The organism is Pararoseomonas sp. SCSIO 73927 (assembly GCF_037040815.1).
Taxonomy (GTDB): Bacteria; Pseudomonadota; Alphaproteobacteria; order Acetobacterales; family Acetobacteraceae; genus Roseomonas.
Map to the genome: position 1 here is coordinate 795,246 of NZ_CP146232.1, position 24,541 is coordinate 819,786.

Here is a 24,541-nt window from a genome sequence, read left to right on the forward strand (position 1 = left end):
TCGCCATGGCCGCAGATCAAACACCTCACGAAAATGCGATCAACCCTAACGTAATCCTGCCGATGCGCGCTGCCCGGCTCGCCCTGCTGCTCGGCCCCCTCGCCCTGCCCGCGGGCGGGGAAGAGATACCGGCCACGGGCGGCAGCTTCGGTGGCGCCGGGCTGGTCGAGACGCGGAACGCCCGCTTCCGCGAGGACGGCACGCTGGAGGCCGGCGGCACCTACCGGCACCAGCGCCGCTTCTGGTTCGCGAACTTCCAGGCCCTGCCCTTCCTGGAAACCACCTTTCGCCTGACGGAGCGCCTGAACGCCACCACCGGCCGCGGCAGCACCACGGACCGCGCCTTCGACGTGAAGCTGCGCCTGCTGGAGGAAGGCCCGTGGAACCCCGCCGTGGCGGTGGGGCTGCAGGACGTGATCGGCACCGGGATCTACGGCGGGGAATACCTCGTCGCCTCCCGCCGCTGGGGGCCGCTGGACGTCTCCCTCGGGCTGGGATGGGGCCGGCTCGGCACCCGGGGAGTGCTGAACAACCCGCTGGCCGACCTCTCCGACCGCTTCCGCACCCGCCCGCGCGATGTCGGCCGCGGCGGCACCCCGCGCCTGGACTTCTTTCGGGGCGAGGACGTCTCCCCTTTCGGCGGGGTGGAGTACAGCATCCCGCCGCTGGAGACGCCCTGGGGCACCCTCGACGGCCTGCGCGCCAAGGCCGAGTGGTCCGGCGACGCCCTGCGCGACGAGCGCGGCGGCTACCCCGCGCGCCGGGACAGCCTTCGCGGCCGCGCCCGCAGCCCCGTCAACCTCGGCCTGCAGTGGCAGGGCGAGTACGTGGACGCCTCCCTCGCCTTCGTGCACGGCACGGACGCGCTGGTGCGCGTCTCCCTCCGCATGGACCCGGCGAACCCGCCCCAGGCCCCACGCCTGCGCCCGGTGCCCGCCATGCCCGCCCGCCAGCCTCCCGCGGGGGATGAGGACGGGCGCGCCCGCACGGTCTTCGACGCCCTGCGGCAAGCCGGCTTCCGCCCCCTCGCCTACGAGGAGCGCGGCATCGAGGCCCGCATCGCCGTCTCCGACGGCAACCAGCGCACCCTACCCGGCGTCGCCTCCCGCGTGCTGCGCGCCGTGAACGGCATCCTGCCACCCGGCGTGGAATCCCTCCGCCTCTCCTGGTGGCAGGCGGGAGCGGAGACGGGCGCCATCCTCATCCCGCGCCAGGCGCTGGAAGCGGCCGCCACCCCCTTCGGCAGCGTCGAGGAGGCCTGGTCCGCCACCACCCTCCTCCCCGCCACCGGCCCGGACTTCACGCAGGACTGGCCCGGCGCCTTCACCGAGCCCGGCCCGAGTTGGGACCTTGTGCTGGAGCCCCGGCTGAACCTCCAGCTCGGCGATCCCTCCCGCACGCTCCGCTACCAGGGCGCCGCCGCCGCGGGCGCCCGCGTGGAGTTCGGCCACGGCATCAGCGCCGCCGGCGCGCTGCAGCAGGCGGTCTTCGGCAACCTCGACCGCGGCCTGCCCTCGGACAGCCGGCTCCCCCGCGTCCGCAGCGACTACGCCCTCTACGCGCGCGACGGGAAGACCTCGATCCCCGGCCTCTACGCCGAGCGCGTCTGGAACCTCGCCCCCGACACCTTCGCCCGCGCCACCGCCGGCCTGCTGGAACCTATGTTCGGCGGCGTCTCCGCCGAGGTGCTGTGGCGCCCCGCCGACCGCGGCCTCGCCATCGGGCTGGACCTGAACTTCGTCCAGCAGCGCGACACGAAGGGCCTCTTCGCCTTCCGCAACTACAACGTGGCCACCGGCCACCTCTCGCTCTACGCCGACCTTCCGGTCTGGAACCTCTACGGCATCCTCCGCGCGGGCCGCTACCTGGCCGGCGACTGGGGCGCCACGATCGAGATGGGCCGGCGCTTCGACAGCGGCATCGAGGTCGGCGGCTTCGCCACCTTCACCAACGTCCCCTTCTCCCGCTTCGGCGAGGGATCCTTCGACAAGGGCATCTACGTCCGCGTCCCCCTCTCCCTCTTCGGCACGGATTCCCGCGGCACGGGCACCGCCGTGATCCGCCCCGTGCAGCGCGACGGCGGCCAGCGCCTGGCCGTGGACAACCCGCTGTGGGAAGTCACCCGCGCCGGGCGCGCGGACGCCGTGCGGCGCGGGGTGGCGGACTTCGCGCGCTGATCGCGAACGGCCGGCCGCCGGCCCAACGCCCCTTCCCCGCCCTCGCGATCACACGCCCATCCAGGCGCGCCAGGCCAGGGCATTGGCCCCGTCCGCGTCCAGCACGCAGGGCTGCGGCAGGAACAGGCCGTGGTCCCGGACCAGCGCGTCCACGCCCGGCGCGAAGGCCGCGACCGCGTCCCTGCCCTGCCCGTCATCGGCGAAGAGCTCCATCCGGTAGGTCTCGAAGCCCGGGAAAAGAAGGCGCGCCTGCTGCGCCAGATGCACCCGAAGATCCTGCCCGAGCAGGAGCGCGGGCGCGTCGTCGCCGTCGTGGCGCAGCACCATCAGCCGCTCCGCCGTGTCCGCCGTGTCCACGGCCACGATGTCGCCGCCCATGGTGCGGGCGATGGGATAGCCGCGCTCCCAGACCTCGGCGTGGTAGCGGTGATGGGCGCGCTCGGCGGGATCGGCCGCCCCCCTCTCCGACTCCCGCCGGGCATCGCGCCACTGCCGCCACTCGCCCCCCAGCGCCTCGGCATCATCGAGGGCGATCCGCAGGCCGCCGGCGTTGATGACCGGATCGGGCGGCGGCCCCGGTCTGCCGAAGGGCGGCGGGGGCACGGCCGCGTACTCCACGCGGGCAAGGCCCATGGCGGTGACCCGTCGGCGTCCCGGCAGCATCCAGGCGACATCGAGCCCGGCCGTGACCTCCCGGAAGAAGTGCCGCAGCCCCGGCGGCATGGGTCGCCCCATCCGGGCCTCGGCCGCGGCCACGTGCGCTTCCCCGGCCGGCGGAAGCAGATCGGCGCGGATGGGAACGCCCGGCCGGTCCCAGCTTCCGGTCAGGCCGCGATGGGATGCGGCGCGATGCAGGGCGAGGAGGCCGCCCCGAAGCCCCTCGCCCGTGGACTGCGCACGCGCGCCGGGGATGAAGGCCAGGAGGGGGGTGGCGAGGGCGGCGCGACGGCCGAGAGGGCGCGTTCTCATCGGGCAACACTCGCACCCGCCACAAGGGCAGGCCACCCGGGCCGCAGTTCGGCAGCCCGGGTGGCGGGGCACCGCCGAGGCGTGGGAGCAACCGCGCCCCCCCGCCCTGGCACCTCGCTCAGTTCACGGTGATCTTCGCCTCGCGCACCACGCGCCCCCAGGTCTCCGTCTCCTGCGCCATCCTCGCCTTCAGCTCGTCGGGCGTGGAGGACACCGCATCCGCCCCCGCCGCCTTCAACCGCTGCTGGATCGCCGGATCCGCCAGCGCCTCGCGCAGGATCGCGTTGAGGCGGCCCACCACCGGCGCCGGCGTGCCGGCCGGCGCCAGCACCGCGCCCCAGGAGGTGGCCTCGGCCGCGGGCAGCCCGATCTCCTTCATCGTCGGCACCTCGGGCAGCGAACGGTTCGGGCCGGTGGTCGCCAGCGCCCGCACCTTGTTGCCCTGGACCATGCCGATGGCGGAGGGGAGCTGGTCCAGCATGAACTGCACGTTCCCCGCCACCGTGTCGTTCAGCGCCGGGGCGCTGCCGCGGTAGGGCACGTGCGTCACGTCCACCCGGGCGGCCAGCCGGAACAGCTCCGCCACCATGTGGGTGGAGGAGCCGGCGCCGGCCGTGCCGAAGCTCACCTTGCCCGGGTTCTCCCGCAGGTAGGCGATGAACTCCTGCGCCGTGCGGGCGGGCACGCGCTCGTTCACGATCAGCACGTGGTCCGTGGCGAAGGCCATGCCCACCGGGGCGAAGTCCTTCGCCGCGTCGAAGCCGGTGTTGGCGTAGAGGTGCCCGTTGATCGTCAGCGTGCCCGTGGTGCCCATGACGATGGTGGTGCCGTCGGCGGCGGAGCGCGCGGCGTTCTCCATCCCGATGTTGCCGCCCGATCCCGCGCGGTTCTCCACCACCACGGCCTGGCCCAGCCGCTCGCCCATGCGGTCCGCCAGCACGCGCGCCACCACGTCCGTCGCGCCGCCGGCGGCGAAGGGGATGATGAAGCGGATCGGGCGGCTGGGCGCCCATTCCGCCTGCGCGAGCGCGGGGGCGGCGAGGAGCGATGCGGAAGCGCCGAGAAGATGACGTCGGCCGATGTTCATTCTTGTGTTTCCCCGGTTTCTTTTCACGCACGCTAACAGTCGGAGGCGTGTCTCCGCTTGATGTTTTCGAGCACCTCGTCCGGATCGGCCGCCCACCAGCGGCGGGAGAGGATCTCGACCTCGGTATGGCCGCGATAGCCCCCCGCCTCGACCATCGCGCGGATGCCGGGGATGTCGATCACGCCCTCACCGGGCAGGCCGCGGTCGAACACCGTGTCGGTGGTCGGCACCAGCCAGTCGCAGACATGGAAGGCGGCGATCCGCTTGCCCGCGCGCTCGATCCCCGCCCGCAGCGCCGGGTCCCACCACACGTGGTACACGTCCAGCGCCACGCCGCTGCCTGCCCCCAGTTCGTCGCACAGGTCCAGCGCCTGCCCGAGCGTGGAGAGCACGGAACGGTCCGCGCAGGTCATGGGGTGCAGCGGCTCCAGCGCGATCGTCACGCCCGCCGCGCGCGCCTCTTCCATGATGGCGTGCAACCCGTCCCGCACCATGTGGCGCGCCCCGTCCAGGTCCTTGGACCCGGCCGGCAGCCCGCCGCACACCATCACCAAGCAGGCGGCGCTGAGGGCATGCGCCTCCGCGATGGCGCGGCGGTTGTCCTCGATTGCCGCCGCACGCCCCGCGGCATCGGCCGCCGGGAACATCCCCCCGCGGCACAGCCCGGAAACGGAGAGCCCGGCATCACGGATCGCCCGCGCCGCCTTCTCCACCCCCATCGCCTGCAGCACGTCGCGCCAGGGCGAGATGCCGGCGATCCCGTGGCGCGCGCACCCCTCGATGCACTCCGCCAGCCCCCACTTCTCCTTCACCGTGACGGTGTTGAGGGAGAGCGGTCCCGCAACCCCCATCACGCCACCCCGTGGGTCGCGAGCAGCGACTTCATGCGCGCCGCCGCGCGATCCGGATCGGAGAGCAGCCCCGCCTTATCCGCCAACCGGAACAGCTCCGCGAAGTGCTGGATGGAGCGCGTGGACTGCTGCCCGCCCACCATCACGAAGTGGTCCTGGTGCCCGTTCAGCCAGGCCATGAACACCACGCCCGTCTTGTAGAACCGCGTCGGCGCCTTGAAGATGTGGCGGGAGAGCGGGACGGTCGGCGCCAGGATCTCGTGGAAGGTCGAGAGGTCGTTGCGCGAGAGCGCGGCCAGAGCCCCGCCCACCGCCGGCGCGATCGGATCGAAGATGCCGAGCAGCGCGTCCGAATGCCCCTCCGCATCCCCCGCGATCAGCTCCGCGTAGTTGAAGTCGTCGCCGGTGTACATGCGGACGCCCTTCGGCAGGCGCCGCCGCATGGAGACCTCCTTCTGATCGTCCAGAAGCGAGATCTTCACGCCATCCACCTTGTCCGCGTGCGAGGCGATGACGTCCAGCGCCACCTCCATCGCCGCCATGTGGTCGTGGTGGCCCCAGTAGCCCTCCAGCGCCGGGTCGAACATCTCGCCCAGCCAGTGGATGACCACGGGCTGTCGCACGGAGGAGAGCACGCGGTCGTACACCCGCACGTAGTCGTCCGGCGACTTCGCCGCCTTCGCCAGCGCGCGCGACGCCATCAGGATGATGCGCCCGCCCATGCCCTCCACGGCCGCGCACTGCTCCTCATAGGCGCGGATCACGTCGTCCACCGTCACGTCCGGCGAGGGCGCCAAATGGTCCGTCCCCGCGCCGCTGGCGATCACTGCGTCCGGAAAGTCCTTCGCCGCGTCGAGCGAGCGCCGGATCAGCTCCTGCGCCCCGCCCCAGTCCAGCCCCATCCCGCGCTGCGCCGTGTCCATCGCCTCCGCGACGCCCAGCCCGAGGGACCAGAGGTGCCGGCGGAAGGCGATGGTCCGGTCCCAATCGACCTTCACGTCCAGCCACGGATCCTGCTCCGCCAGCGCATCCGCCACCACATGCGCGGCCGCATAGGCCACGCGCGGATAGGGCGGCTTCGCCACCGCAAAATTCCCCGGCGCGCCGGTGGTGTAGGCCTCGATCGCGCCGCCGGCCGTCGGCAGGTTCAGCGTCGGCATCGTCACGCCTCCAGCTTCGGCAGGTCGATCCAGCGCCGCTCCGCCCAGGACTGCAGCCCGGCCTCGGCCAGCTGCACGCCCTTCGCCGCCGCCAGCAGGTCCCAGGGGTAGTCCGCCCGCTCGCCCGCCACGTACTTCAGGAACTCCTCCCACTGCACGCGGAAGCCGTTCGGGTAGGGCTGGGTGTCCGGCACCTTCTGCCAGCCCTCGTAGAAGTTGATGGTCTGCGGCACGTCCGGGTTCCACACGGGCTTGGGCGTGCTCACCCGCGCCTGCGTCCAGCAATCCGTCAGCCCGCACACCGCCGAACCGTGCGTGCCGTCCACGTGGAAGGTCACGAGGTCGTCGCGCCGCACGCGCGTGGCCCAGGAGGAGTTGATCTGCGCGACGATCCCGCCCTCCAGCTCGAAGGTGGCGTAGGCCGCGTCGTCCGTGTCCGCGTCGTAGGGCTTGTCGTTCTCGTCGTAGCGCACGGGGATATGCGTGGCGCCGAGGCAGGAGACCGACTTCGTCTCGCCGAAGGTGTTGTCCAGCACGTAGCGCCAGTGGCAGAGCATATCGAGGATGATGCCGCCGCCCTCGTTCTTCTTGTAGTTCCAGCTCGGCCGCTGCGTCGGCTGCAGGTCGCCCTCGAAGACCCAGTATCCGAACTCGCCGCGAACCGAGAGGATGCGGCCGAGGAACCCGCTGTCGATCACCATCTTCATCTTGCGCAGCCCCGGCAGGAACAGCTTGTCCTGCACCACGCCGTGCTTGATGCCGGCGGCCTTGGCCGCGCGCACCAGGTCCATGGCGTCGTCCAGGTTCTCCGCCGTCGGCTTCTCGGAGTAGACGTGCTTGCCGGCCGCGATCGCCTTCTTCAGCAGGGCGGCGCGCATGGTCGTCGTGGCCGCGTCGAAGAAGATGGTGTCGTCCGGGTTGGCGAGCGCGGCGTCCAGGTCCGTGCCGACCCGCTCCACACCATGCGCCTTCGCCAGCGCCTCCAGCTTCTCCCGGTTGCGCCCCACGATGATCGGGTCCGGCATGATCCGGTCCCCGTTCGGCAGCGCCACGCCCCCTTCCCGGCGGATCGCCGCGATGGAGCGGATCAGGTGCTGGTTCATCCCCATCCGCCCCGTCACGCCGTGCATGATCAGGCCGATACGCCGCTGCGCCATACGCGCTTCCTCCCCGGAACTTCTCAGGTAACCACGTGGTTACCTAAGCCGCTCCGGGCACCCCGCGTCAAGCGTCCCCGTCATGCCGACAGGTCACGCGGCCCCGTCAGGGCCGCAGCCAGCCCAGCACCACCTCCACCGCGTGCGCCTCCCGCGCCTCGATCGCTGCCTCCGCCCCCAGCCCCGCCCCGAAGATCGCGGAGAGGGTGTGCAGATTGGACACGTAGAAGTGCCCCAGCGACACAAGCGTGATGTAGGCCTGCATCGGCTCCACCCCCGCGCGGAACACCCCGCCCTCCGCCCCGCGCCGCAGCACTTCGCTCAACGACTCCAGTAGGGGCGAGTAGAGCGCCGGCACCCGCTCGCTCCGCGCTAGATACGCCGCCCGGTGCATGTTCTCCTGGTTCAGCAGCGCCACGAATTCCGGGTGCCGCGCCGTGTAGCGCAGGTTGAACCGCACCAGCCCCGCCATCGCCTCCGCCGGCGGCAGCCCGTCCACCTGCAGCGCCCGCTCCTCCGCGCGCTTATGGGCGTAGGCGGCCTCCAGCACCGCCACCCACAGCTCCTCCTTGTTGCCGAAATAGGCGTAGAGCATCCGCTTGTTCGCGCCCGCCCGCGCCGCGATCTCGTCCACCCGCGCGCCCGCCAGCCCGTGCGCGGCGAACTCGGCCAGGGCAGCGTCCAGGATGCGCTGGCGCGTCGCCTCGGCACGGGGGCTCTGCGGAATGGTTCGGGCGGGCGCGTCCATGCGGGCCATCCTGTCCGGGGCGCTGGAAATGACAACGGGCACGCGGGCGGCCCCGGGGGGAGGGAGAAGGAATTCTCCCTCCCCCTGGAACCCCCACCCTCATCTCTTTCTGAGGGGCTGCCGCGGAATGCGGAGCCTGCGGCTCGCCGGGCGGCCACGCCGCCCGGCGCGGGACATGGCGGCCCGCGCCGCCACTCCATCAAGGTCACTGCCTCGCGGGCCAGCCGAACATTCCGCGGCAGCCCGATAGAAGAAGATGAGAGGGGGTTCCAGGGGGAGAGAATTCCTTCTCTCCCCCTGGGGGCCGCCGGTGCGCCGCCTCAGACCCGCCCGTAGGTGTCCTCGAACCGCACGATGTCATCCTCGCCGAGATAGGACCCGGACTGCACCTCGATCAGCGTCAGCGGGATCATCCCGGGGTTCTCCATCCGGTGCACGCAGCCCAACGGCAGGTACACGGACTCGTTCTCCCGCAGCAGAATCTTCTCCGCGTCGCGCTCCACGATCGCGGTGCCGTTCACCACCACCCAGTGCTCCGCGCGGTGGAAGTGCTTCTGGAGGGAGAGCTTCTGCCCCGGCCGCACCAGGATCTTCTTCACCTGGAAGCGCTCGCCCTGGATCAGCCCCTCGTAGTGGCCCCAGGGGCGGTACATGCGGCGGTGCGCGCCGGCCTCCGGCCGCTTCTTCGCCTTCAGCTGGTCCACCAGCTTCTTCACGTCCTGCGCGCGGTCGCGCGGCAGGGCCAGCACCGCGTCCTCGGTGGTCACCAGCACCACATCGGTCAGGCCGACGACGGTGGTCAGGATGCCCTCGGACCGCACGTAGCAGCCCTTCGAGTCCAGCAGCTCCACCGGCCCGTGGGTGGCGTTCCCCGCCGCGTCCTTCGGGCTCGCCTGCCACAGCGCGTCCCAGGACCCGACATCGGACCAGCCGATATCCGCCGGCACCACCGCCGCGTGCGCCGTCTTCTCCATCACCGCGTAGTCGATGGAGATGTTCGGGCTCTCCGCGAAGCCCGCCCCCAGCCGCACGAAGTCCAGGTCCCGCGTCGCATCCTCCACCGCCGCGCGGACGGAGGCCACCAGCTCCGGCTGCAGCCGCTCCAGCTCCGCCAGCAGGGTGGAGGCGGAGGCGACGAACATGCCGGCGTTCCACAGGTGCTTGCCGCCCTCGAGGAAGGCCTGCGCCCGCGCCAGATCCGGCTTCTCCACGAAGGAGGCGATGGCGGAAACTCCCGGCGCCTCGGCCAGCGGCGCCCCGGCCTCGATGTAGCCGAACCCCGTCTCCGGGCTCCCCGGCCGCATCCCGAAGGTGACGATCCGCCCGGACTTCGCGGCCGCGCAGGCCAGGCCCAGCGCCGCGTGCAGCGCCGGCAGATCCTTCACCACGTGATCGGAGGGCATGACCCAGAGAAGGGCGTGCGGGCTCTCCTCCGCCGCCAGCACGGCGGCGGCCGCGATGGCGGGGGCGGAGTTGCGCGCCGCCGGCTCCAGCACGATCCGCGCCCCACCGGACCCGACGGCCACCCCGGCGTCACGGAGCTGCTCGGCCACCAGGAAGCGGTGCGCCTCGGCGCAGACCACCATCGGCGGCGCGAAGTCCGGCCCGGTGCCGCGCGCCACCGTCTCCTGCAACATGCTGGCATCCGAGATCAGCGGCCAGAACTGCTTGGGGAACCCCTCCCGCGACAGCGGCCAGAGACGGGTGCCGACGCCGCCCGACAGGACCACGGGCACGACACGATCCTGGGACATGGCTTCTCTCGGCAAGTTGGGTGGGGCGTCCACGGGCAAGGGGCCCCACGAGCAAAGGAGCCCTGGGAGTAAAGGAGCCCGGCCCAAAAGAAAAGCCGCCCCGCTTGCCGGGGCGGCCACTCCGATACGGCCTCGTCAAGTACGGCCGCGCCAAGTACGGCCTCGTCAGGGCGCCCCCGTGCCGGGGCAGCCCCGTCCCGGCCTAGCTCAGGACGCCGAAAAGCCAGAGCAGGATGATGACGGGGATGGGGATGCCGATCAGCCAGAGAAGAATACCACGCATCGTGTCGCCTCCTGTTGGGGTATGTGGGTTCCCAACGGGGGGACTTGCGGCGGGTTGCGGCCCCTTGCAGCCTCCCCAAATGGAATCGCCCTTCGCCGCCCCGGCCCATTCTTCATCCACGGCCAACGAGGCGCCCTGGACCCCCACGGCCCGCTACCCCGACCCCCGGCTGCGGGACCTGGACCCCTCCTTCGCCCGCTACCGCTTGATGAACGCCCCCGTGCAGAAGCTCACCGGCGGCACGCGCTGGGGCGAAGGCCCGGTCTGGTTCGGCGACCACCGCTGCCTGCTGTGGTCCGACGTGGCGGAGAACCGCATCCTCCGCTGGGACGAGGCCACCGGCGCCACCACCGTCTTCCGCGCCCCGTCCAACTTCGCGAACGGCAACGCCCGGGACCGGGAAGGCCGCCTCATCACCTGCGAGCACCTGACGCGCCGCGTGACCCGCACGGAGCATGACGGCCGCATCACCGTCATCGCGGAAGCCTACCAGGGCAAGCGCCTGAACTCCCCCAACGACGTGGTGGTGAAGTCCGACGGCACGATCTGGTTCTCCGACCCGCCCTTCGGCATCCTCTCCGACAACGAGGGGGAGCGGGCGGAGCAGGAACTCCCCCAGAACCTCTACTGCGCCGACCCCGCCCGCGGCACGCTGGAGGTGGCGGCGGAAGGCATCGAGGGCCCGAACGGCCTCGCCTTCTCCCCCGGCGAGTCCATCCTCTACGTGGTGGAGAGCCGGACCAACCCCCGCAAGATCCTCGCCTTCGACGTCGGCGCGAACAACCGCCTCTCCAACCGCCGCGACTTCATCACCGCCGAGCCCGGCGGCACCCCGGACGGCTTCCGCGTGGACGAGGACGGCAACCTCTGGTGCGGCTGGGGCATGGGCACGCCGGAGCAGGACGGGGTGCGGATCTTCAACGCCGCCGGCGCGCCTATCGGCCATATCGAGCTGCCCGAGCGCGCCGCCAACCTCTGCTTCGGCGGCCGGCTCCGCAACCGCCTCTTCATCACCGCCTCCCGCTCCCTCTACGCCGTCACGGTGAACACGCGCGGGCTCTGACCGCCCCTCCTCGTCCTGACAGGTCCGGAGCCAGGGGGCCTTGCCCCCTGGAACCCCCACCAGGAGGCTGAGCCTCCTGGACCTGCATCGGGCTGCCGCCGAACTGACCTGCCCCGTCAACCCTCTACGATCGGCGCCGGGACCTGCCCCCGCAGTCGCCTCGGCTCCACGAGCCGAGGCGCACCGTCAGCCGGGCAAAGGCCAAAGCCTAGAAGAAGATGATGGTGAGGAGTCCGGGGAGAGGAAGAATTCCTTCTTCCTCTCCCTGGCCACGGACCGCCACCGCAAGGCCCGAAGCCCCGCAGAGGTCAAGCCCCGCTGAGAAGGTTCGCCGACCCGACGAGGTTGTTGAAGCGGGACACGACGTCGTTCTCGTACCCCGTCCGGAAGCTGAAATAGAGGGAGTCGGGCGCCTGCCGGGCGCGGACCTGCCGGAGCAGGTAGCGCGACACGGTCAGGAACCCCCCGGCATTCTCCAGGTAGCCCTTGATGCGGATCGCGCCGCCCGTGCCGAACGCCGCCTCGCTGACGCCGCCGTCGCCGTCGCGCACGCGGGCCTGCAGCTCGTTCAGGCCGCGCTCGAAGAGGTCGATCTCCGCCTGCAGCCGGCCCGCGTCGAGGCCGCGTGGGTCCCTGCCCCCGTCCAGCCCGGCCACGATGAAGCCCAGCAGCTGCCGGCCCTGGGTCAGGTTGCGCTGGACCAGCGCCTGCACGGGCCGCATCTCCGGCCGCGCCCCGTTCAGGAAGGTCTCGCGCTCCGCCGGCACCAGGGCGCGCAGGGCCTCCGTCAGCCCGAGGCGCGCGGCCAGGAAGTCCCGGTAGGCGGTGATGATGCCGGGGTGCATGGCGCGGCCGCGCGCGAAGCGGTCGTCCAGGAAGTTGCTGTTCTCGTAATAGGGGCGCGCCTGGTCCAGCACCGCCATCAGCGCGTTCGCGGCTGCCACGAAGCGCTCGGCGGCGGCGGGCAGGGGCTCGGCGGGCGCGGCCGGGGGCCGGCCACCTTGCGGCGCGCGGGGAAGCGCCAGGGGCTCGGTGATGTCGGCGAAGGCGGCGGATCCGGCGCCACCCCCTCCCTCCGCCAGCGCGCGGGAGAGCTGGCGCAGCGCCTCCCGCTCGGTCGGGCCGAAGACGTTGCGGAAGCTCACCGAGGTTTCCCGGCCGGTCGGGCCGCGCTCCGGGCTGAACTCCCGCGCGTAGGAGAGGTAGCCGTGCTCGCCCGCGCGCCCGGCCCTGTTCAGCGCCTCCACCCCCGCCATGAACAGGCTCGGCGCGGCCTCCGCGGGCGGCCGGGAGGGTGGGGCCGGCCGCCCCGGCCGGAAGGAGGGCAGCGCCGCCAGCGCCTCCGGCTTGCCCGGCATCTGCGGCATCTCCGGCGGCGCCAGCCGCGCGCGGGCAAGCTCGGCGTAGCGCCCCTGGGGGAACTGCGAGAGGTAGGCGCGGTACTCCGCGGGCCGGTTGCTCTCCGCCACGGACTGCCAGAACAGCTGGTCCGGGTCGGCGGCCGGCCGCGGCGCGGCCGCGCCGGGGGCGGCCGCGAAGTAGAACTCCCCCTCGATCGGGGAGCTGGAGACCCAGGGCTGCTGCTCCCCCGCCGTTTCCCGCTTCACGGCCAGCCCGACCTGGTTGAACAGGCGGAACACGTCCAGCCCGGGCTGCACCAGGGTCGTCGCCAGCGCCGAGGAGAAGGGGCTGTTGGCCCCCGCCCCGTCCTGCGCGACGTTGCCGGGCTGCGTGGCGTAGGCGATCAGCGTGCCCTGCGGCGCCCGCATCTCGGCCAGCCCGCCGCCGGAGGAGCGCAGGCCGCGCCCGCCGAACGGGTTGTTGCGGCAGGCATCGAGGATGAGGATGTTCAGCTTCGTCCGGGCGAACTGCATCTGCTTCAGCACCAGCTCGGCATCGACCATCTGGAAGTCGATGTCCCGCGGACCGGTGGGGTTGGCGCCCACCGGCACCAGCCAGTTCGTGCCGCCGACCTGCAGCCCGTGTCCCGCGTAGTAGAACAGGCCGACATCGGCCTCCTGCAGCGCCGCGCCGAACGCCTGCACCGCCCGGTCGAACCCGGCCTTGTCCAGGTTCAGCTGCGGCCCGCCCCCGACGAGAGAGAAGCCGAGCCCCCTGAGCGTGCCGGCGATCAGCGTCGCGTCGTTGGCCGGGTTCGCCAGCGCCCCCAGGCTCCGGTAGGCACTGTTCCCGACCACCAGCGCCACCCGCCGCGGCTGGGCGGGCCCGGGCGGGTCCGCCGCCAGCGCCGCGCCGGGCAGCAGCAGCAGGAGGAGCAGCGCGCCGCGGAGCCGGCGCGCCAGCGCCCCCGCGAGGCGGCGCCGGACGGAAGGGCGGGTCATCGCGGCGGGCATGGCCATGATCACGGAAATCTCCGGCGCCCCTCCGGGCATCCGGCCGCACTACCGAGCCGGGGTCGAAACGGGATCATGCCGGCCTTCCCGCTGTCAACGCCGCTCCTCCGCACCCCAGGTCCGGCCGGCGGGAGGGGGAAGGCAGGCCCCGAGAACCCGGATAGGATGCCCCGCAGGACGGCGCGGGCCTGCCGCCCAGGCCAGGCCCGGTGCGCCGCCGCCGACAGGCACAGCGAAGGACAGACCCGGCCATGGCTTCCAGAAGCGTTCTCCTCGCCCTCCTCACCCTCACCGCCGCCGGCTGCGGCGGGGTGCAGATGATCGACGTGCACAACACCGCCACCGGCCAGTTCGCGCGCTGCGAGGTGCCGTCGGAGGACGCCTCCCTCTCGCCGGCCCTGCTGCGCAACGGCTCCGCCCGCGCCTGCCCGGCCGACCTCGCGGAGGCGGGCTGGGTCCGCACCCGCTGAGGCCCTGCCGGCTCCCGGCCCCGGCCGGGCCGGTCCCAATTTCGGGATTCGGGGGTTCCATCGCCCGCCCGCTGCGCTACATGGCGGGCCTTCGAGAACAGGGCCCCTTGTTATGGCTACCGAAATCGAGCGGAAGTTCCTCCTCGCGGGCGACGGCTGGAAGGCCGGCGTCGTGGAGACGCTCGTCCTGAAGGACGGCCTGCTGGCCCGGTTCGGTGAGGGCAAGGTCCGCGTCCGCCACGGCGGGGACCGCGCCTGGATCACCGTGAAGGGCCCGCGGGAGGGCATCAGCCGGGCCGAGTTCGAGTACGAGATCCCGCTGGCCGAGGCGGAGGAGATCTTCCTCCTCTGCGGCATGCCGCACGTGGAGAAGGTCCGCCACATCGTCCCCTATGAGGGCCTGACCTGGGCGATCGACGTCCACCAGGGCGCCCTCTCCGGCATCGAGTTCGCGGAGGTGGAGCTGGACTACCCCGAGCAGCCCATCCCCATGCCGCCCTGGGCGGGGGAGGAGATCACGCACGACCCCCAGTACCGCAAGGCCACCCTGCTCAACCGCAACGCCGAGCTGCTGCGCGGCCGGTCCTGATGCGCGGGAGGCCGGGGGGCTTCGACTTCCCGGCCGTCCCGCCCTACCCCAGCATCCGCCCGATCACCTGGGCGGTGTAGTCCACCACCGGGATCACCCGCCCGTAGTTGATCCGCGTCGGCCCGATCACCCCGATCGCGCCCACGATCCGCTCCTGCCCGTTGCGGAAGGGCGCCACCACCATGGAGAGCCCGGCGGTGTCGAAGACCCCGCTCTCGGCGCCGATGAAGATCTGCACGCCCTGGCCGCGCTGGGCCAGCTCCAGCAGGCGCAGCATCGTCTCCTGCGCCTCCAGCCGGTCGAACAGGGACTGGATCTCCGCCACCCGCGCCGCTTGGTCCAGGTTCTGCAGCAGGCGGGACTGGCCGCGCAGGATCAGCGATCCGCCACCACCCCCCGCCCAGGTGGCAAGGCCGGACTGCACCACCTGGTTCGTCAGCGCGTCCAGCGCCGTGCGGTTGGCCGTGATCTCGGCCTCCACCACCGCCCGCGTGTCCTCCAGCGTGCGCCCGTTCAGCCGGGTGTTAAGGTAGTTCCCGGCCTGCGCCAGCGCGCCGGCCGGCAGGCCCGCGGGCACCTCGATGATGCGGTTCTCCACCTGCCCGCGCTCGCCCACCAGCACCACCAGGGCGCGGCCGGGGCCGAGGGCCACGAACTCGATGTGGCGCAGGCCCGATTCCGCGTTCGGCGCTACCACCAGCCCCGCCGCGCCGGCGAGGCCGGACAGCATCTGCCCCGCCTCCGCCAGCGTGTCCTGCATGGACCGGCCGGAGGCGGCGCAGCGCGCCGCGATCGCCTCCCGCTCCTCCTCGGTCAGGTCACCGAACTCCAGCAGCCCGTCCACGAACAGCCGCAGCCCGCGCTCCGTCGGCAGCCGCCCGGCGGAGGTGTGCGGCGCGTAGAGCAGCCCCGCCTCCTCCAGGTCCGCCATGGCGTTGCGGATGGTGGCCGGGGAAAGCGCAGTGGGAAGCCGGCGCGACAGGGTGCGGCTGCCCACCGGCTCCCCCGTCTCGACGTAGAGCTCCACCACCTGGCGCAGGATGGAGGCGCTGCGGTTGTCCAGCCCCGGCAGCAGGGGACCGGCGCCCGGCAGGGCGGCGCTGGCCCGGATCGGTCCGGGCCCGGGGCGGCTGTTGGGCTGGGCGCCCATTCGGGGTTTCGTCTCCGCTGGGAATGGACCAGAAAAGCTAGGCAGCGGGCCCCGTTGCGTCAACGAAGGCCGCCCCTCATCACGCCCCCGCGGTCAGCCAATCGTAAGGCGCCCCCGCCACAATCGGTCACGAGCCGGACATCCTCCGGTCTCAACCCCCTGCCCCAATGCCATGAGGGGATGAGGAGGCCATGATGGGCGAGACACGAAGGGGACCGGCATCCCGACGCGGCCTTCCTTCCGTGGGGGCCTGGGCCACCATGCTGACCCTCTGGCTGCCCCCCGGCGAACTTGCCGCGGCCGAGGTGGCGCGCGAGAGCTCCCAGCTGGAGACTCCGGCCGAGACGTTGGCAGCGGGGACGTTGACAGCCGAGGGGCCGGGCGTGTTCCTCCCGCCTCCCCCGCAGGAGAGTGCCCGCCCATGCCCACCGACCCTCTCGGCGCGTCCCCCCTCGGCGCTTCCCCCCTCGGCGCTCCCCGCGGACTCCGCCCCTCCGGCCGCACCCCCGACCAGCTGCGGGACCTGAAGCTCGAGCCCGGCTTCGCCCGCCACGCGGAGGGCTCCTGCCTCATCCGCATGGGCGTCACCGAAGTCCTCTGCACAGCCAGCGTGGAGGGGCGCGTCCCCCCCTTCATGCGCGGCAAGGGCGAGGGCTGGGTCACGGCCGAGTACGGCATGCTCCCCCGCGCCACCCACAAGCGCGGCGACCGCGAGGCGGCGCGCGGCAAGCAGTCCGGCCGCACGCAGGAGATCCAGCGCCTGATCGGCCGTTCCCTCCGCGCTGTGACGGACCGCGCGGCCATGGGCGAGATGACGATCACCCTGGACTGCGACGTGCTGACCGCCGATGGCGGCACCCGCTGCGCCGCCATCACCGGCGCCTGGGTGGCCCTGCACCTCGCCTTCCAGCACCTGATGCGGAACAACATCATCGCCCGCAACCCGCTGGTGGACCAGGTGGCCGCCGTCTCATGCGGCATCCACGGCGGCGTCCCCGTGCTGGACCTGGACTACGCCGAGGACAGCGCCGCCCACACGGACGGCAACTTCGTCCTCACCGGCCGCGGCGGCATCGTGGAGGTGCAGGCCACGGCGGAGGGCGCGCCCTTCACCGACACGGAGCTGACCTCCCTCATCGCCCTCGCCCGCCAGGGCACGGACACCCTCTTCGCCGCCCAGCGCGAGGCCGTCGGCGCATGACCCGCCCGCTGACGGAGAAGCGCCTCGTCCTCGCCACCCACAACGCCGGCAAGGCGCGGGAGGTGGCCGCACTGCTGGCCGACCACGCGATCGAGGTGGTCACCGCCGGCAGCCTCGGCCTGCCCGTGCCGGAGGAGACGGAGAACACCTTCATCGGCAACGCCACGATCAAGGCCATGGCCGCCGCCCGCGCCAGCGGGATTGTCGCCCTCGCCGACGATTCCGGCTTCTCCGTCGCCGCCCTGGACGGCGCACCCGGCGTCTACACGGCGGACTGGGCGGAGCAGCCGGACGGCACGCGCGACTACGCGGCGGCCATGGCGAAGGTGGAGCGCCTCGCCCGCCACTCCCCGGACCGCAAGGCCTGGTTCTCCTGCGCCCTCGTCCTCGCCTGGCCGGACGGCCACGTGGAATCCTTCCTCGGCGAGGCCCATGGCGAATGGGTCTGGCCCCCGCGCGGGGAGAAGGGCTTCGGCTACGACCCCATGTTCGTCCCGGACGGCGACACGCAAACCTTCGCGGAGATGGACCCGGCCCTTAAGCACGCCATCAGCCACCGCGCCGCCGCCTTCCGCCTCCTCTCGGAAGCCCTCCTGCCGCCGCGCTGAGCGCCGCTGCTACCGCACCCCCGGCCCCCGCGGCAGCCACTGCCCAGTGCCGGGGCGCGCGATCACCGCGTCGTCCTGCATCACCACCTCGCCGCGCCGGATGGTGGCGGCGGGCCATCCCACCACCTCCATCCCCTCATAGGGCGTGTAGTCCACCGCGTGCTGCATCAGCGCGTTGGTGATCGTCACCGGCCGCTCCGCGTCCCACAGCACCAGGTCCGCGTCGCTGCCCACCGCGATCACGCCCTTCCGGGGGTACAGCCCCGCGATGCGCGCCGGGTTCTCCGCCACCAGCTTCACGAAGGTCGGCAGGTCGATGCGCCCCTTCGACACCCCCTCGGAGAACACGAGAGGCAGCCGCGCCGCCAGCCCGGGCACGCCGTTCGGGATCACGTCGAAGGCGGCATCGCGCCCGTGCTTCGCCTTCCCCCGCACTCCCTCGAAGGAGAAGGCGCAGTGGTCCGAGGTGATCATGTCCAGCACCCCGCGCCGGATCATCGCCCACACGCCCGCATGGTCGGCCACCGTGCGCGGCGGCGGGCTGCACATGAACTTCGCGCCCTCGAAGCCCGATCCATCAGAACCGGGCCGGTCCATGTCGTCCGCCGTCAGCACCACGTATTGCGGGCAGGTTTCACCCTTCACCGCCACGCCGCGCGCCTGGGCGCGCGCGATCTCCTCCGCCACCTCCGCGCAGGAGACGTGGAAGACGTGGATCGGCTGCCCCACCAGCTCCGCCAGCGCGATCGCGCGCGCCGTCGCCTCCCGCTCCACCACCGGCGGGCGGGAGAGCGCGTGGAACTTCGGCGCCGTGCACCCATTCGCCAGCAGCGTGGAGACGGCAAGGTTGATGGCGTCGTAGTTCTCGCAGTGGACGTGCACCATCAGCCCGTTGCGCTTCGCCGCCTGCAGCACCCGCAGGAAGGCCGCGTCGTCCAGGTGCACGTTGTCGTAGGTTAGGAAGGCCTTCAAGCTCCCGATCCCGTCGGCCGCCAGCGCCGGGATCTCCGCCAGCGCCGCCTCCGAAGGATCCGCCACGATCTGGTGGAAGCCGTAATCCACCATCGCCCCCGCCGCCGCGCGCTCCCGGTTGGACCGGTGCCGCTCCAGCAGCGTCCCGCCCTTCTCCTGCGTGGTGTGGCACACCACGCTGGTGGTGCCGCCCGCGAAGGCGGAGCGGGACGCGCTCTCCCAGCTCTCCTCCTGGAACCCGCCCTCCGGCAGCGGTTCCTCGATGTGGCAGTGCGTATCCACGCCACCGGGCATCACCAGCAGCCCCTCCGCCCGGATCACCTGCCGCGCCTCGTCGATCCGCTCCGCGATGGCGGCGATGCGGCCGCCGGAAACGCCGATGTCGCAGCGAACCACCGCATCGCCCAGCACGGCCGTGCCGCCGCGAATCGCCAGATCGTACATGCCAGATTCCCTCGTCGTCCGGGGGAGGTTAGGCGGGCGCGCGGGAAAGGTCAGCCCGGACACCGTCCTGGTCCGGGTCTTCGCGTCCGGTCCGTGGCCAGGGAGAGGAAGAAGGAATTCTTCCTCTCCCCGGACCCCTCTCCATCATCTTCTTCTAGACTTTCATCTCTTTCGGCTGACGGTGCGCCTCGGGTCGATGACCCGAGGCGACTGCCAGGGCAGGAAGGGGCCAGTCACCCCGAAACACCGTCTCAGGACGGCACGGCGGCAGCCAGAAGGGGATCCAAGGGCCTCAGGCCCTTGGCGGGGGTTCCAGGGGGCGGCGCCCCCTGGCTCCGGACCTGTCAGGACGGACTCGCGGGATCACCGCCCTGACAAGACGGTTACAAAGGCTGACGCCCAGCGCGCACCGCCCCACCTCCCGCGCATGCGAAGCTGGTTCACGGCCGACACCCATTTCGGCCACGGTTCCCTGCGGGCCCTGATGCGCCGCCCTTTCGAGAGCACCGCCGCGATGGACGCCGCCCTGGCCGCTGCCTGGAACGCTGCCGTGGCGCCGGAGGACGAGGTGTGGCATCTCGGGGACTTCGCGGTGGGGCACCGGGACCCGGCCGGGTTGCTCGCCTCGCTTCACGGCACGAAGCACCTGGTCTGGGGCAACAACGACCCGCCGGCCGTCCGCGCCCTGCCCGGCTGGGCCAGCGCGGGCGCCATGGCGGAGATCGAGCGGGAGGGGCGGGCGCTCGTGCTCTGCCACTACGCACTGCGGCACTGGAACGGACAGCGGAAGGGGGCCTGGAACCTGCACGGCCATTCCCACGGCACCCTCAAGCCCCTGCCCCGGCAGTTCGACGTGGGGGTGGACCCGCGCGGCTACCGCCCCGTGCGGCTGGACGAGTTGCGGCCGCGCCGCGCGGTAGCACCTTGAGCCCGCCGGCCGCGGGCACCGCGTCCATGAGCCGCCTCCCCGCGCTCCGGATCGTGCTGCCCCTGCTGCGCGCCCATCCCGGCCGCGTGGCGGGCGCCATCCTCGCCATGGCGGTCGCCGCGGGGCTGCTGCTGCTGCTCGGCCAGGGGCTGCGCCACATGGTGGACGAGGGCTTCCAGACCGAGGAATCCCTGAACCGCCAGGCGCTGCTCCTCTTCGGCCTCGTCGTGCTGCTCGCGGTCAGCACCGCCACGCGCTTCTACCTCGTCTCCTGGCTCGGGGAGCGGGTGGGGGCTTCGCTCCGGCGCCGCGTCTACTCCCACGCGCTGGACCTGCCGCCGAGCTTCTACGAGAGGCAGCGCACGGGCGACGTGCTCACCCTCCTCACCACGGACACGGAGATCCTGCGCGGGCTCGTCGGCGCCGCCGTGTCGCAGTGGCTGCGCGCGCTCGTCACCGCCCTCGGCGCGCTGGCCATGCTGTTCGTCACCAGCCCGCGCCTCACCCTTATCGTCGTCGCCGTCACCCCCCTCATCGTCATGCCCCTCGTCCTCTTCGGGCGGCGGGAGAGACGCCTCAGCCGCATCGCGCAGGAGCGCGTGGCCGACCTCGGCGCCCAGGCGGAGGAGACGCTGAACGCGATGGCCACCGTCCAGGCCCACAACCACGAGGCCGCGGACCGCGCCCGCTTCACGCATCTGGCGGAGGAGAGCGTCGGCGCCTCCCTCGCCCGCATCCGCGTGCGCGCGGGCTTCATGCTCTGCCTCATCCTGCTGGGCTTCGGCGCCATCACCCTCGCGCTGTGGGTCGGCGGCCACTCCGTCCTCTCCGGCCGGCTGACGGGCGGGGAGCTCTCGGCCTTCGTCTTTTACGCCGTGCTCCTCGCCAGCTCCGCCACCTCCCTCTCGGAGCTGTGGAACGAGGTGCAGCGCGCGGCGGGCGCCGCGGAACGGCTGGGCGAGTTCCTCGGCGTCCTGCCGGAAATCGCCCCGCCCGCACGCCCCGCGCTCCTCCCCGCCCCCGCGCAAGGCCGCCCCGTCGGCCGCCTCGCTTTCGAGAAGGTCCGCCTTCTCTATCCCAGCCGCCCGGACCGCGCGGCGCTGGACGGCGCCTCCCTCCTTGTGGAACCCGGCGAGACGGTGGCGGTGGTCGGCCCCTCCGGCGCGGGGAAATCCACCCTCTTCCAGCTCGCGCTGCGCTTCCGCGACCCCGATGCCGGCCGGGTGACGCTGGACGGCGTGGACCTGCGCGCGGCCGACCCCGCCGCCATCCGCGCCCGCATCGCCCTCGTCCCCCAGGACCCCGTGATCTTCGGCACGGACGTGACGGAGAACATCCGCTACGGCCGCCCCGACGCCACGGAGGCCGAGATCCGCGCCGCTGCCCGCGCCGCCGACGCGGAAGGCTTCGTGGACGCCCTGCCCCAGGGCTACGCCACCTTCCTCGGCGAGAAGGGCGTGCGCCTCTCCGGCGGGCAGCGGCAGCGCATCGCCATCGCCCGCGCCGTGCTGCGCGACCCGCCCCTGCTGCTGCTGGACGAGGCGACGAGCGCGCTGGACGCGGAGAGCGAGGCCGCGGTGCAGGCCGCGCTCGCCCGCCTCTCCCGCGGCCGCGCCGTGCTCGTCATCGCCCACCGCCTGGCCACCGTGCGCCGCGCGGACCGCATCCTGGTGATGGAGAACGGGCGCTTCGTGGCGGAGGGCACGCACGACGCGCTGGTGCAGGAGGGTGGGCTCTACGCGCGGCTGGCGCGGCTGCAGTTCGCGGGAATGTAGCAAGCGGGGTTGAGTGGAACCGCGCCACCCACATCTTCAGGGTCCATCGCGGAGACGGAGTGAGCATGCGGATCCTCGCCATCGGCCCGCGCGCCTATCTCGGCGACATCTATCTCGCCCTCCGCCGGGAAGGCCACGAGGTCCGCGTCCACGCGGAGGACCCGCCGGAGCGCCGCGCCTTCGGCGGAATTATCGAGACCGTGCCGGACTGGCGCGCGGAGCTGGACTGGGTCGGCCGCGACGGCATCATCCTCTTCGAGCGCATCGGCCGCGGCGCCGTGCAGGAGGAGTTGCGCGCACAGGGCTACCGCGTCGTCGGCGGCAGCACCTTCGGCGACCGGCTGGAGGCGGAGCGCGAGTTCGGCCAGGCCGTGCTGCAGGAGGCCGGGCTCGCCATTGCCGAGAGCCACTCCTTCGCCCACCCCTCCCTCGCGCTGGAATGGCTGGCCCGCCACCCCGGCCGCTACGTGCTGAAGCACGACGACACCGCCCGCACCACCTTCGTCGGCGACCACCCGGAAGGCGCGGACCTCGCCTTCATGCTCCGCCGCGCCGGCGACGGCCGCGTGCTGCTGATGGAGCGGCTGGACGGCGTGGAGGTCGGCGTCGGCGCCTATTTCGACGGCACCCGCTTCCTCCGCCCCGCCTGCATCGACTTCGAGCACAAGCGCTTCTTCACCGGCGAGATGGGCGAGATGACCGGCGAGATGGGGACGCTGGCCGCCTATGACGGCTCGGAAAAACTCTTCGCCGCCACGCTGGACCGGATGGCCCCCCGCTTCGCGGAGGCCGGCCATGTCGGCTACGTGAACCTCAACCTCATCGTGAACGAGCGCGGCGTCTGGCCGCTGGAGTTCACCTGCCGCTTCGGCAACCCCGGCTTCGCCGTTCTCGCCGCCCTGCAGCCCGATGGCTGGGGCGACCTGATGGCCCGCATGGCCACGGGCGGCACGGACCGCTTCAACGCCCGCCCCGGCTGGTCGGTGGCCATCGTCCTCACCGTGCCGCCCTTCCCCGCCCACACGGAAGCCGCCCCGCCGGGCGAGGATCCCCCGGTCTTCTTCCTCACCGAGCCGAAGGGCGCGGAGCTGGACCGCTACCACCTCGTGGACGTGCGGATGGAGGACGGCCAGCTCCTCGGCCACCGGCGCTCCGGCCACCTGATGATCGTCACCGGCACCGGCGCCACGGTGGAGGCGGCGCAGGAGGACGCCCGCGCCCGCGCCCGCAACGTCGTCGCCCCCGAGCTGCGCTGGCGCGCGGATATCGGCGACCGCTTCCTCAAGGGCGAGCGCGAGAGGCTGCGCGCGCTGGGATGGCTGCCGGGCTGAGCGCCGAGCGCCGCCCATGCACCGGCTCGCGCTGGCACTGCTCGTCCTGTCCCTCCTGATCGGAGGCGCGCGCCTCTTCACCGGCGTGGTCTACCCCTTGGACGAACCGACCGCCCTTCTCGTGCTCAAGCGCGCACCGGCCCTGTGGATCGAGCGCCCAGAGGCCCGGGATCGCCCCCTTCCCGATCAGATCGTCCTCGACCGCGACGAGCCCACCCTCGCCTACGCCTGGCTCTATCTCCCGCTGATGCGCGCGGCGCCCGCCCTCGCGCCCGCCCTGGCAGGCGCGGCGGTCCTCCTGCTCGCGATCTCCGCCCGAAGGAGGGCGCAAGCGCGACGCTGAGCCGGAGGCGGAAGCCCACCCAGGGCCCTCCGCCTCGACCGCTCCTGCTCGCCAGCGCGGGCGCCCCGCTACCGCGTCGCCTGGGCCATCCGCACGAAATCGGCCAGCTCGCGGTTGAAGCGCGCGGGCTCCTCCCAGAACGGCGCGTGGCCGCTGTCGGCGTAGAGCGAGAGCCGCGCGCCCGGCACCGCGCCGGCCGTGAAACGGGCCATCGCCGGGGTGAGGATCCGGTCCTTCTCGCCATGGCTGACCAGCACGGGCAGGCGCAGCGCCTTCAGGGCCTCGTCGTAGTTCGCCGGACGCCCCGCGAGGCCCGCGCGCACGTAGTGCGGCGCCAGCATGTTGAAGGCCAGCATCGTCTGAAAATCCGCCGGCTCGGGCTGGGTGGCGAAGCAGGCGCGCAGGAAGCGGACCGTGCCATCGATGAAGCCGTCGATCCCCGGTGCCAGCATGGCGGAAGGCCCGAGCAGCCCGGCATCCGGCCCGAAGAAGGCCGGATCGCTGAGCGAGCTGCTGGCATCGACGTAGTTGATCCCCGCCACCGCGGCGGCGCCGTGGGCGTTGAGGTAGTCGCCGACCACCCGCCCGGCATAGGACCACCCGACGAGGACAGGCCGCTGCAGCCCCAGCCCGGCGATGACGCTCCGCACGTCGTCCGCCCACACCTGCCCCGGCTTGTAGAAGGCGTCCCCCTCGGGCTTGGCGCTCATCCCGTGGCCCCGCAGGTCGATCGCGACCATGCGGAACTCGCGCGCGAGCGCGGGATCGCGCAGCTGCCGGTCCCAGGACAGGGCGGCCTGCGCGAAGCCGTGCAGGAAGAGGATCGCGGGCCCCTGCGGGTTGCCGAACTCGTAGGTCGCCAGGCGCACGCCGTCGGGCGAGGTCACGAAGCGCGGGGCGTAGGCCGCCTGCCCCGCCGATGCGGGCGCGGGCGCCTGCTGCGCCTGGGCCGCGGCGGCGGGAAGGAGACCCAGTCCGATCGCGGCCGCCCCCATCCCCATCACGCCGCGCCGGCTCGCCGGGTTCTCGTCCATCGCCATCCCCTCCCGTGTTCCGTCCGGAGCGGCCGCATGGCCCCGCCCCGCCACCGCCCAGGCTGGCACAGAAACGACGCGCTGAGAGGGAGG

General features: G+C 72.7%; 21 protein-coding genes. 10 read left to right on the forward strand and 11 right to left on the reverse strand.

Annotation, left to right across the window (positions count from 1 at the left end; all coding sequences use genetic code 11):
- Positions 1-62: 62 nt before the first annotated feature.
- Positions 63-2,177 carry a YjbH domain-containing protein gene (locus VQH23_RS03800; RefSeq protein WP_338664287.1) on the forward strand — a complete coding sequence of 705 codons (2,115 nt, stop codon included), beginning with the start codon at positions 63-65 and terminating at the stop codon, positions 2,175-2,177.
- Positions 2,178-2,225: 48 nt separating this feature from the next.
- On the opposite strand, the gene VQH23_RS03805 is transcribed toward VQH23_RS03800, so the two are convergent.
- The 7 genes from VQH23_RS03805 to VQH23_RS03835 all read right to left on the reverse strand — a co-directional run bounded on the left by VQH23_RS03805 (position 2,226) and on the right by VQH23_RS03835 (position 9,903).
- Positions 2,226-3,146, reverse strand: coding sequence for a hypothetical protein (locus VQH23_RS03805; RefSeq protein WP_338664288.1), 921 nt, complete (start codon positions 3,144-3,146; stop codon positions 2,226-2,228).
- 118 nt (positions 3,147-3,264) lie between these two features.
- A complete protein-coding gene (locus VQH23_RS03810) occupies positions 3,265-4,233 on the reverse strand; it encodes a tripartite tricarboxylate transporter substrate binding protein (protein ID WP_338664290.1) in 969 nt (322 codons plus the stop codon).
- A 32-nt stretch (positions 4,234-4,265) separates the two neighbouring features.
- Positions 4,266-5,084 (reverse strand): sugar phosphate isomerase/epimerase, encoded by an 819-nt coding sequence (locus VQH23_RS03815; protein WP_338664292.1) that lies wholly within the window; start codon positions 5,082-5,084, stop codon positions 4,266-4,268.
- Entirely contained in the window at positions 5,084-6,244 is a 1,161-nt protein-coding gene (locus VQH23_RS03820) for a dihydrodipicolinate synthase family protein (protein ID WP_338664293.1), read from the reverse strand. The genes VQH23_RS03815 and VQH23_RS03820 overlap by 1 nt, the downstream gene beginning before the upstream one ends.
- Before the next feature lie 2 nt (positions 6,245-6,246).
- Complete coding sequence (locus VQH23_RS03825) at positions 6,247-7,401, reverse strand: Gfo/Idh/MocA family oxidoreductase (protein ID WP_338664294.1); 1,155 nt, start codon at positions 7,399-7,401, stop codon at positions 6,247-6,249.
- A 106-nt stretch (positions 7,402-7,507) separates the two neighbouring features.
- The gene (locus VQH23_RS03830; protein WP_338664295.1) at positions 7,508-8,149 is read right to left on the reverse strand and encodes a TetR family transcriptional regulator; all 642 of its coding nucleotides are present in this window, start codon (positions 8,147-8,149) and stop codon (positions 7,508-7,510) included.
- Positions 8,150-8,469: 320 nt separating this feature from the next.
- On the reverse strand, positions 8,470-9,903 hold the full coding sequence (locus tag VQH23_RS03835) for a mannose-1-phosphate guanylyltransferase/mannose-6-phosphate isomerase (protein WP_338664296.1): 1,434 nt from the start codon (positions 9,901-9,903) through the stop codon (positions 8,470-8,472).
- A 362-nt stretch (positions 9,904-10,265) separates the two neighbouring features.
- Between VQH23_RS03835 and VQH23_RS03840 the strand changes: the two genes are divergently transcribed.
- Positions 10,266-11,249 (forward strand): SMP-30/gluconolactonase/LRE family protein, encoded by a 984-nt coding sequence (locus tag VQH23_RS03840; RefSeq protein ID WP_338664297.1) that lies wholly within the window; start codon positions 10,266-10,268, stop codon positions 11,247-11,249.
- 308 nt (positions 11,250-11,557) lie between these two features.
- Here VQH23_RS03840 and VQH23_RS03845 read toward each other — a convergent pair whose 3' ends face one another.
- Positions 11,558-13,609 (reverse strand): caspase family protein, encoded by a 2,052-nt coding sequence (locus VQH23_RS03845; protein WP_338664298.1) that lies wholly within the window; start codon positions 13,607-13,609, stop codon positions 11,558-11,560.
- A 245-nt stretch (positions 13,610-13,854) separates the two neighbouring features.
- Here VQH23_RS03845 and VQH23_RS03850 point away from each other — a divergent pair, with 245 nt between their 5' ends.
- Both VQH23_RS03850 and VQH23_RS03855 read left to right on the forward strand, forming a co-directional pair.
- Positions 13,855-14,073, forward strand: a complete 219-nt coding sequence (locus tag VQH23_RS03850; RefSeq protein WP_338664299.1) for a hypothetical protein — start codon at positions 13,855-13,857, stop codon at positions 14,071-14,073.
- 112 nt (positions 14,074-14,185) lie between these two features.
- Positions 14,186-14,662 carry a CYTH domain-containing protein gene (locus VQH23_RS03855; RefSeq protein WP_338664300.1) on the forward strand — a complete coding sequence of 159 codons (477 nt, stop codon included), beginning with the start codon at positions 14,186-14,188 and terminating at the stop codon, positions 14,660-14,662.
- A 43-nt stretch (positions 14,663-14,705) separates the two neighbouring features.
- Here VQH23_RS03855 and hrcA read toward each other — a convergent pair whose 3' ends face one another.
- Positions 14,706-15,812 (reverse strand): heat-inducible transcriptional repressor HrcA, encoded by a 1,107-nt coding sequence (gene hrcA / locus VQH23_RS03860; protein ID WP_338664301.1) that lies wholly within the window; start codon positions 15,810-15,812, stop codon positions 14,706-14,708.
- Positions 15,813-16,233: 421 nt separating this feature from the next.
- Here hrcA and rph point away from each other — a divergent pair, with 421 nt between their 5' ends.
- Both rph and rdgB read left to right on the forward strand, forming a co-directional pair.
- Positions 16,234-17,013: a ribonuclease PH gene (rph, locus tag VQH23_RS03865; protein ID WP_338664302.1), complete on the forward strand. Its 780-nt coding sequence runs from the start codon at positions 16,234-16,236 to the stop codon at positions 17,011-17,013.
- A complete protein-coding gene (rdgB, locus tag VQH23_RS03870; RefSeq protein WP_338664303.1) occupies positions 17,010-17,621 on the forward strand; it encodes an RdgB/HAM1 family non-canonical purine NTP pyrophosphatase in 612 nt (203 codons plus the stop codon). Before rph ends, rdgB begins: the two co-directional genes overlap by 4 nt.
- 9 nt (positions 17,622-17,630) lie before the next feature.
- Here rdgB and hydA read toward each other — a convergent pair whose 3' ends face one another.
- Entirely contained in the window at positions 17,631-19,037 is a 1,407-nt protein-coding gene (gene hydA / locus VQH23_RS03875) for a dihydropyrimidinase (RefSeq protein ID WP_338664304.1), read from the reverse strand.
- Between the two features lie 427 nt (positions 19,038-19,464).
- Here hydA and VQH23_RS03880 point away from each other — a divergent pair, with 427 nt between their 5' ends.
- The 4 genes from VQH23_RS03880 to VQH23_RS03895 all read left to right on the forward strand — a co-directional run bounded on the left by VQH23_RS03880 (position 19,465) and on the right by VQH23_RS03895 (position 23,414).
- Positions 19,465-19,965, forward strand: a complete 501-nt coding sequence (locus VQH23_RS03880) for a metallophosphoesterase (RefSeq protein WP_338664305.1) — start codon at positions 19,465-19,467, stop codon at positions 19,963-19,965.
- 26 nt (positions 19,966-19,991) lie between these two features.
- Positions 19,992-21,740, forward strand: coding sequence for an ABC transporter transmembrane domain-containing protein (locus VQH23_RS03885; RefSeq protein WP_338664306.1), 1,749 nt, complete (start codon positions 19,992-19,994; stop codon positions 21,738-21,740).
- 65 nt (positions 21,741-21,805) lie between these two features.
- On the forward strand, positions 21,806-23,071 hold the full coding sequence (locus tag VQH23_RS03890) for a hypothetical protein (RefSeq protein ID WP_338666051.1): 1,266 nt from the start codon (positions 21,806-21,808) through the stop codon (positions 23,069-23,071).
- Positions 23,072-23,087: 16 nt separating this feature from the next.
- Complete coding sequence (locus VQH23_RS03895; RefSeq protein ID WP_338664307.1) at positions 23,088-23,414, forward strand: hypothetical protein; 327 nt, start codon at positions 23,088-23,090, stop codon at positions 23,412-23,414.
- A 68-nt stretch (positions 23,415-23,482) separates the two neighbouring features.
- On the opposite strand, the gene VQH23_RS03900 is transcribed toward VQH23_RS03895, so the two are convergent.
- Positions 23,483-24,448, reverse strand: a complete 966-nt coding sequence (locus VQH23_RS03900; protein ID WP_338664308.1) for an alpha/beta hydrolase — start codon at positions 24,446-24,448, stop codon at positions 23,483-23,485.
- Positions 24,449-24,541 lie beyond the last annotated feature (93 nt).

Excerpts from the sequence above, each read along its gene's own strand:
- rdgB (WP_338664303.1), top strand. The coding sequence starts at position 17,010 with ATGACCCGCCCGCTGACGGAGAAGCGCCTCGTCCTCGCCACCCACAAC.
- hrcA (WP_338664301.1), bottom strand. The coding sequence starts at position 15,812 with ATGGGCGCCCAGCCCAACAGCCGCCCCGGGCCCGGACCGATCCGGGCC.
- VQH23_RS03840 (WP_338664297.1), top strand. The coding sequence starts at position 10,266 with ATGGAATCGCCCTTCGCCGCCCCGGCCCATTCTTCATCCACGGCCAAC.
- VQH23_RS03830 (WP_338664295.1), bottom strand. The coding sequence starts at position 8,149 with ATGGACGCGCCCGCCCGAACCATTCCGCAGAGCCCCCGTGCCGAGGCG.
- VQH23_RS03880 (WP_338664305.1), top strand. The coding sequence starts at position 19,465 with ATGCGAAGCTGGTTCACGGCCGACACCCATTTCGGCCACGGTTCCCTG.
- VQH23_RS03800 (WP_338664287.1), top strand. The coding sequence starts at position 63 with ATGCGCGCTGCCCGGCTCGCCCTGCTGCTCGGCCCCCTCGCCCTGCCC.
- VQH23_RS03850 (WP_338664299.1), top strand. The coding sequence starts at position 13,855 with ATGGCTTCCAGAAGCGTTCTCCTCGCCCTCCTCACCCTCACCGCCGCC.
- VQH23_RS03900 (WP_338664308.1), bottom strand. The coding sequence starts at position 24,448 with ATGGACGAGAACCCGGCGAGCCGGCGCGGCGTGATGGGGATGGGGGCG.
- VQH23_RS03815 (WP_338664292.1), bottom strand. The coding sequence starts at position 5,084 with ATGGGGGTTGCGGGACCGCTCTCCCTCAACACCGTCACGGTGAAGGAG.
- VQH23_RS03855 (WP_338664300.1), top strand. The coding sequence starts at position 14,186 with ATGGCTACCGAAATCGAGCGGAAGTTCCTCCTCGCGGGCGACGGCTGG.
- VQH23_RS03890 (WP_338666051.1), top strand. The coding sequence starts at position 21,806 with ATGCGGATCCTCGCCATCGGCCCGCGCGCCTATCTCGGCGACATCTAT.
- VQH23_RS03895 (WP_338664307.1), top strand. The coding sequence starts at position 23,088 with ATGCACCGGCTCGCGCTGGCACTGCTCGTCCTGTCCCTCCTGATCGGA.
- VQH23_RS03835 (WP_338664296.1), bottom strand. The coding sequence starts at position 9,903 with ATGTCCCAGGATCGTGTCGTGCCCGTGGTCCTGTCGGGCGGCGTCGGC.
- VQH23_RS03805 (WP_338664288.1), bottom strand. The coding sequence starts at position 3,146 with ATGAGAACGCGCCCTCTCGGCCGTCGCGCCGCCCTCGCCACCCCCCTC.
- VQH23_RS03885 (WP_338664306.1), top strand. The coding sequence starts at position 19,992 with ATGAGCCGCCTCCCCGCGCTCCGGATCGTGCTGCCCCTGCTGCGCGCC.
- hydA (WP_338664304.1), bottom strand. The coding sequence starts at position 19,037 with ATGTACGATCTGGCGATTCGCGGCGGCACGGCCGTGCTGGGCGATGCG.
- VQH23_RS03845 (WP_338664298.1), bottom strand. The coding sequence starts at position 13,609 with ATGGCCATGCCCGCCGCGATGACCCGCCCTTCCGTCCGGCGCCGCCTC.
- VQH23_RS03825 (WP_338664294.1), bottom strand. The coding sequence starts at position 7,401 with ATGGCGCAGCGGCGTATCGGCCTGATCATGCACGGCGTGACGGGGCGG.
- VQH23_RS03810 (WP_338664290.1), bottom strand. The coding sequence starts at position 4,233 with ATGAACATCGGCCGACGTCATCTTCTCGGCGCTTCCGCATCGCTCCTC.
- rph (WP_338664302.1), top strand. The coding sequence starts at position 16,234 with ATGCCCACCGACCCTCTCGGCGCGTCCCCCCTCGGCGCTTCCCCCCTC.
- VQH23_RS03820 (WP_338664293.1), bottom strand. The coding sequence starts at position 6,244 with ATGCCGACGCTGAACCTGCCGACGGCCGGCGGCGCGATCGAGGCCTAC.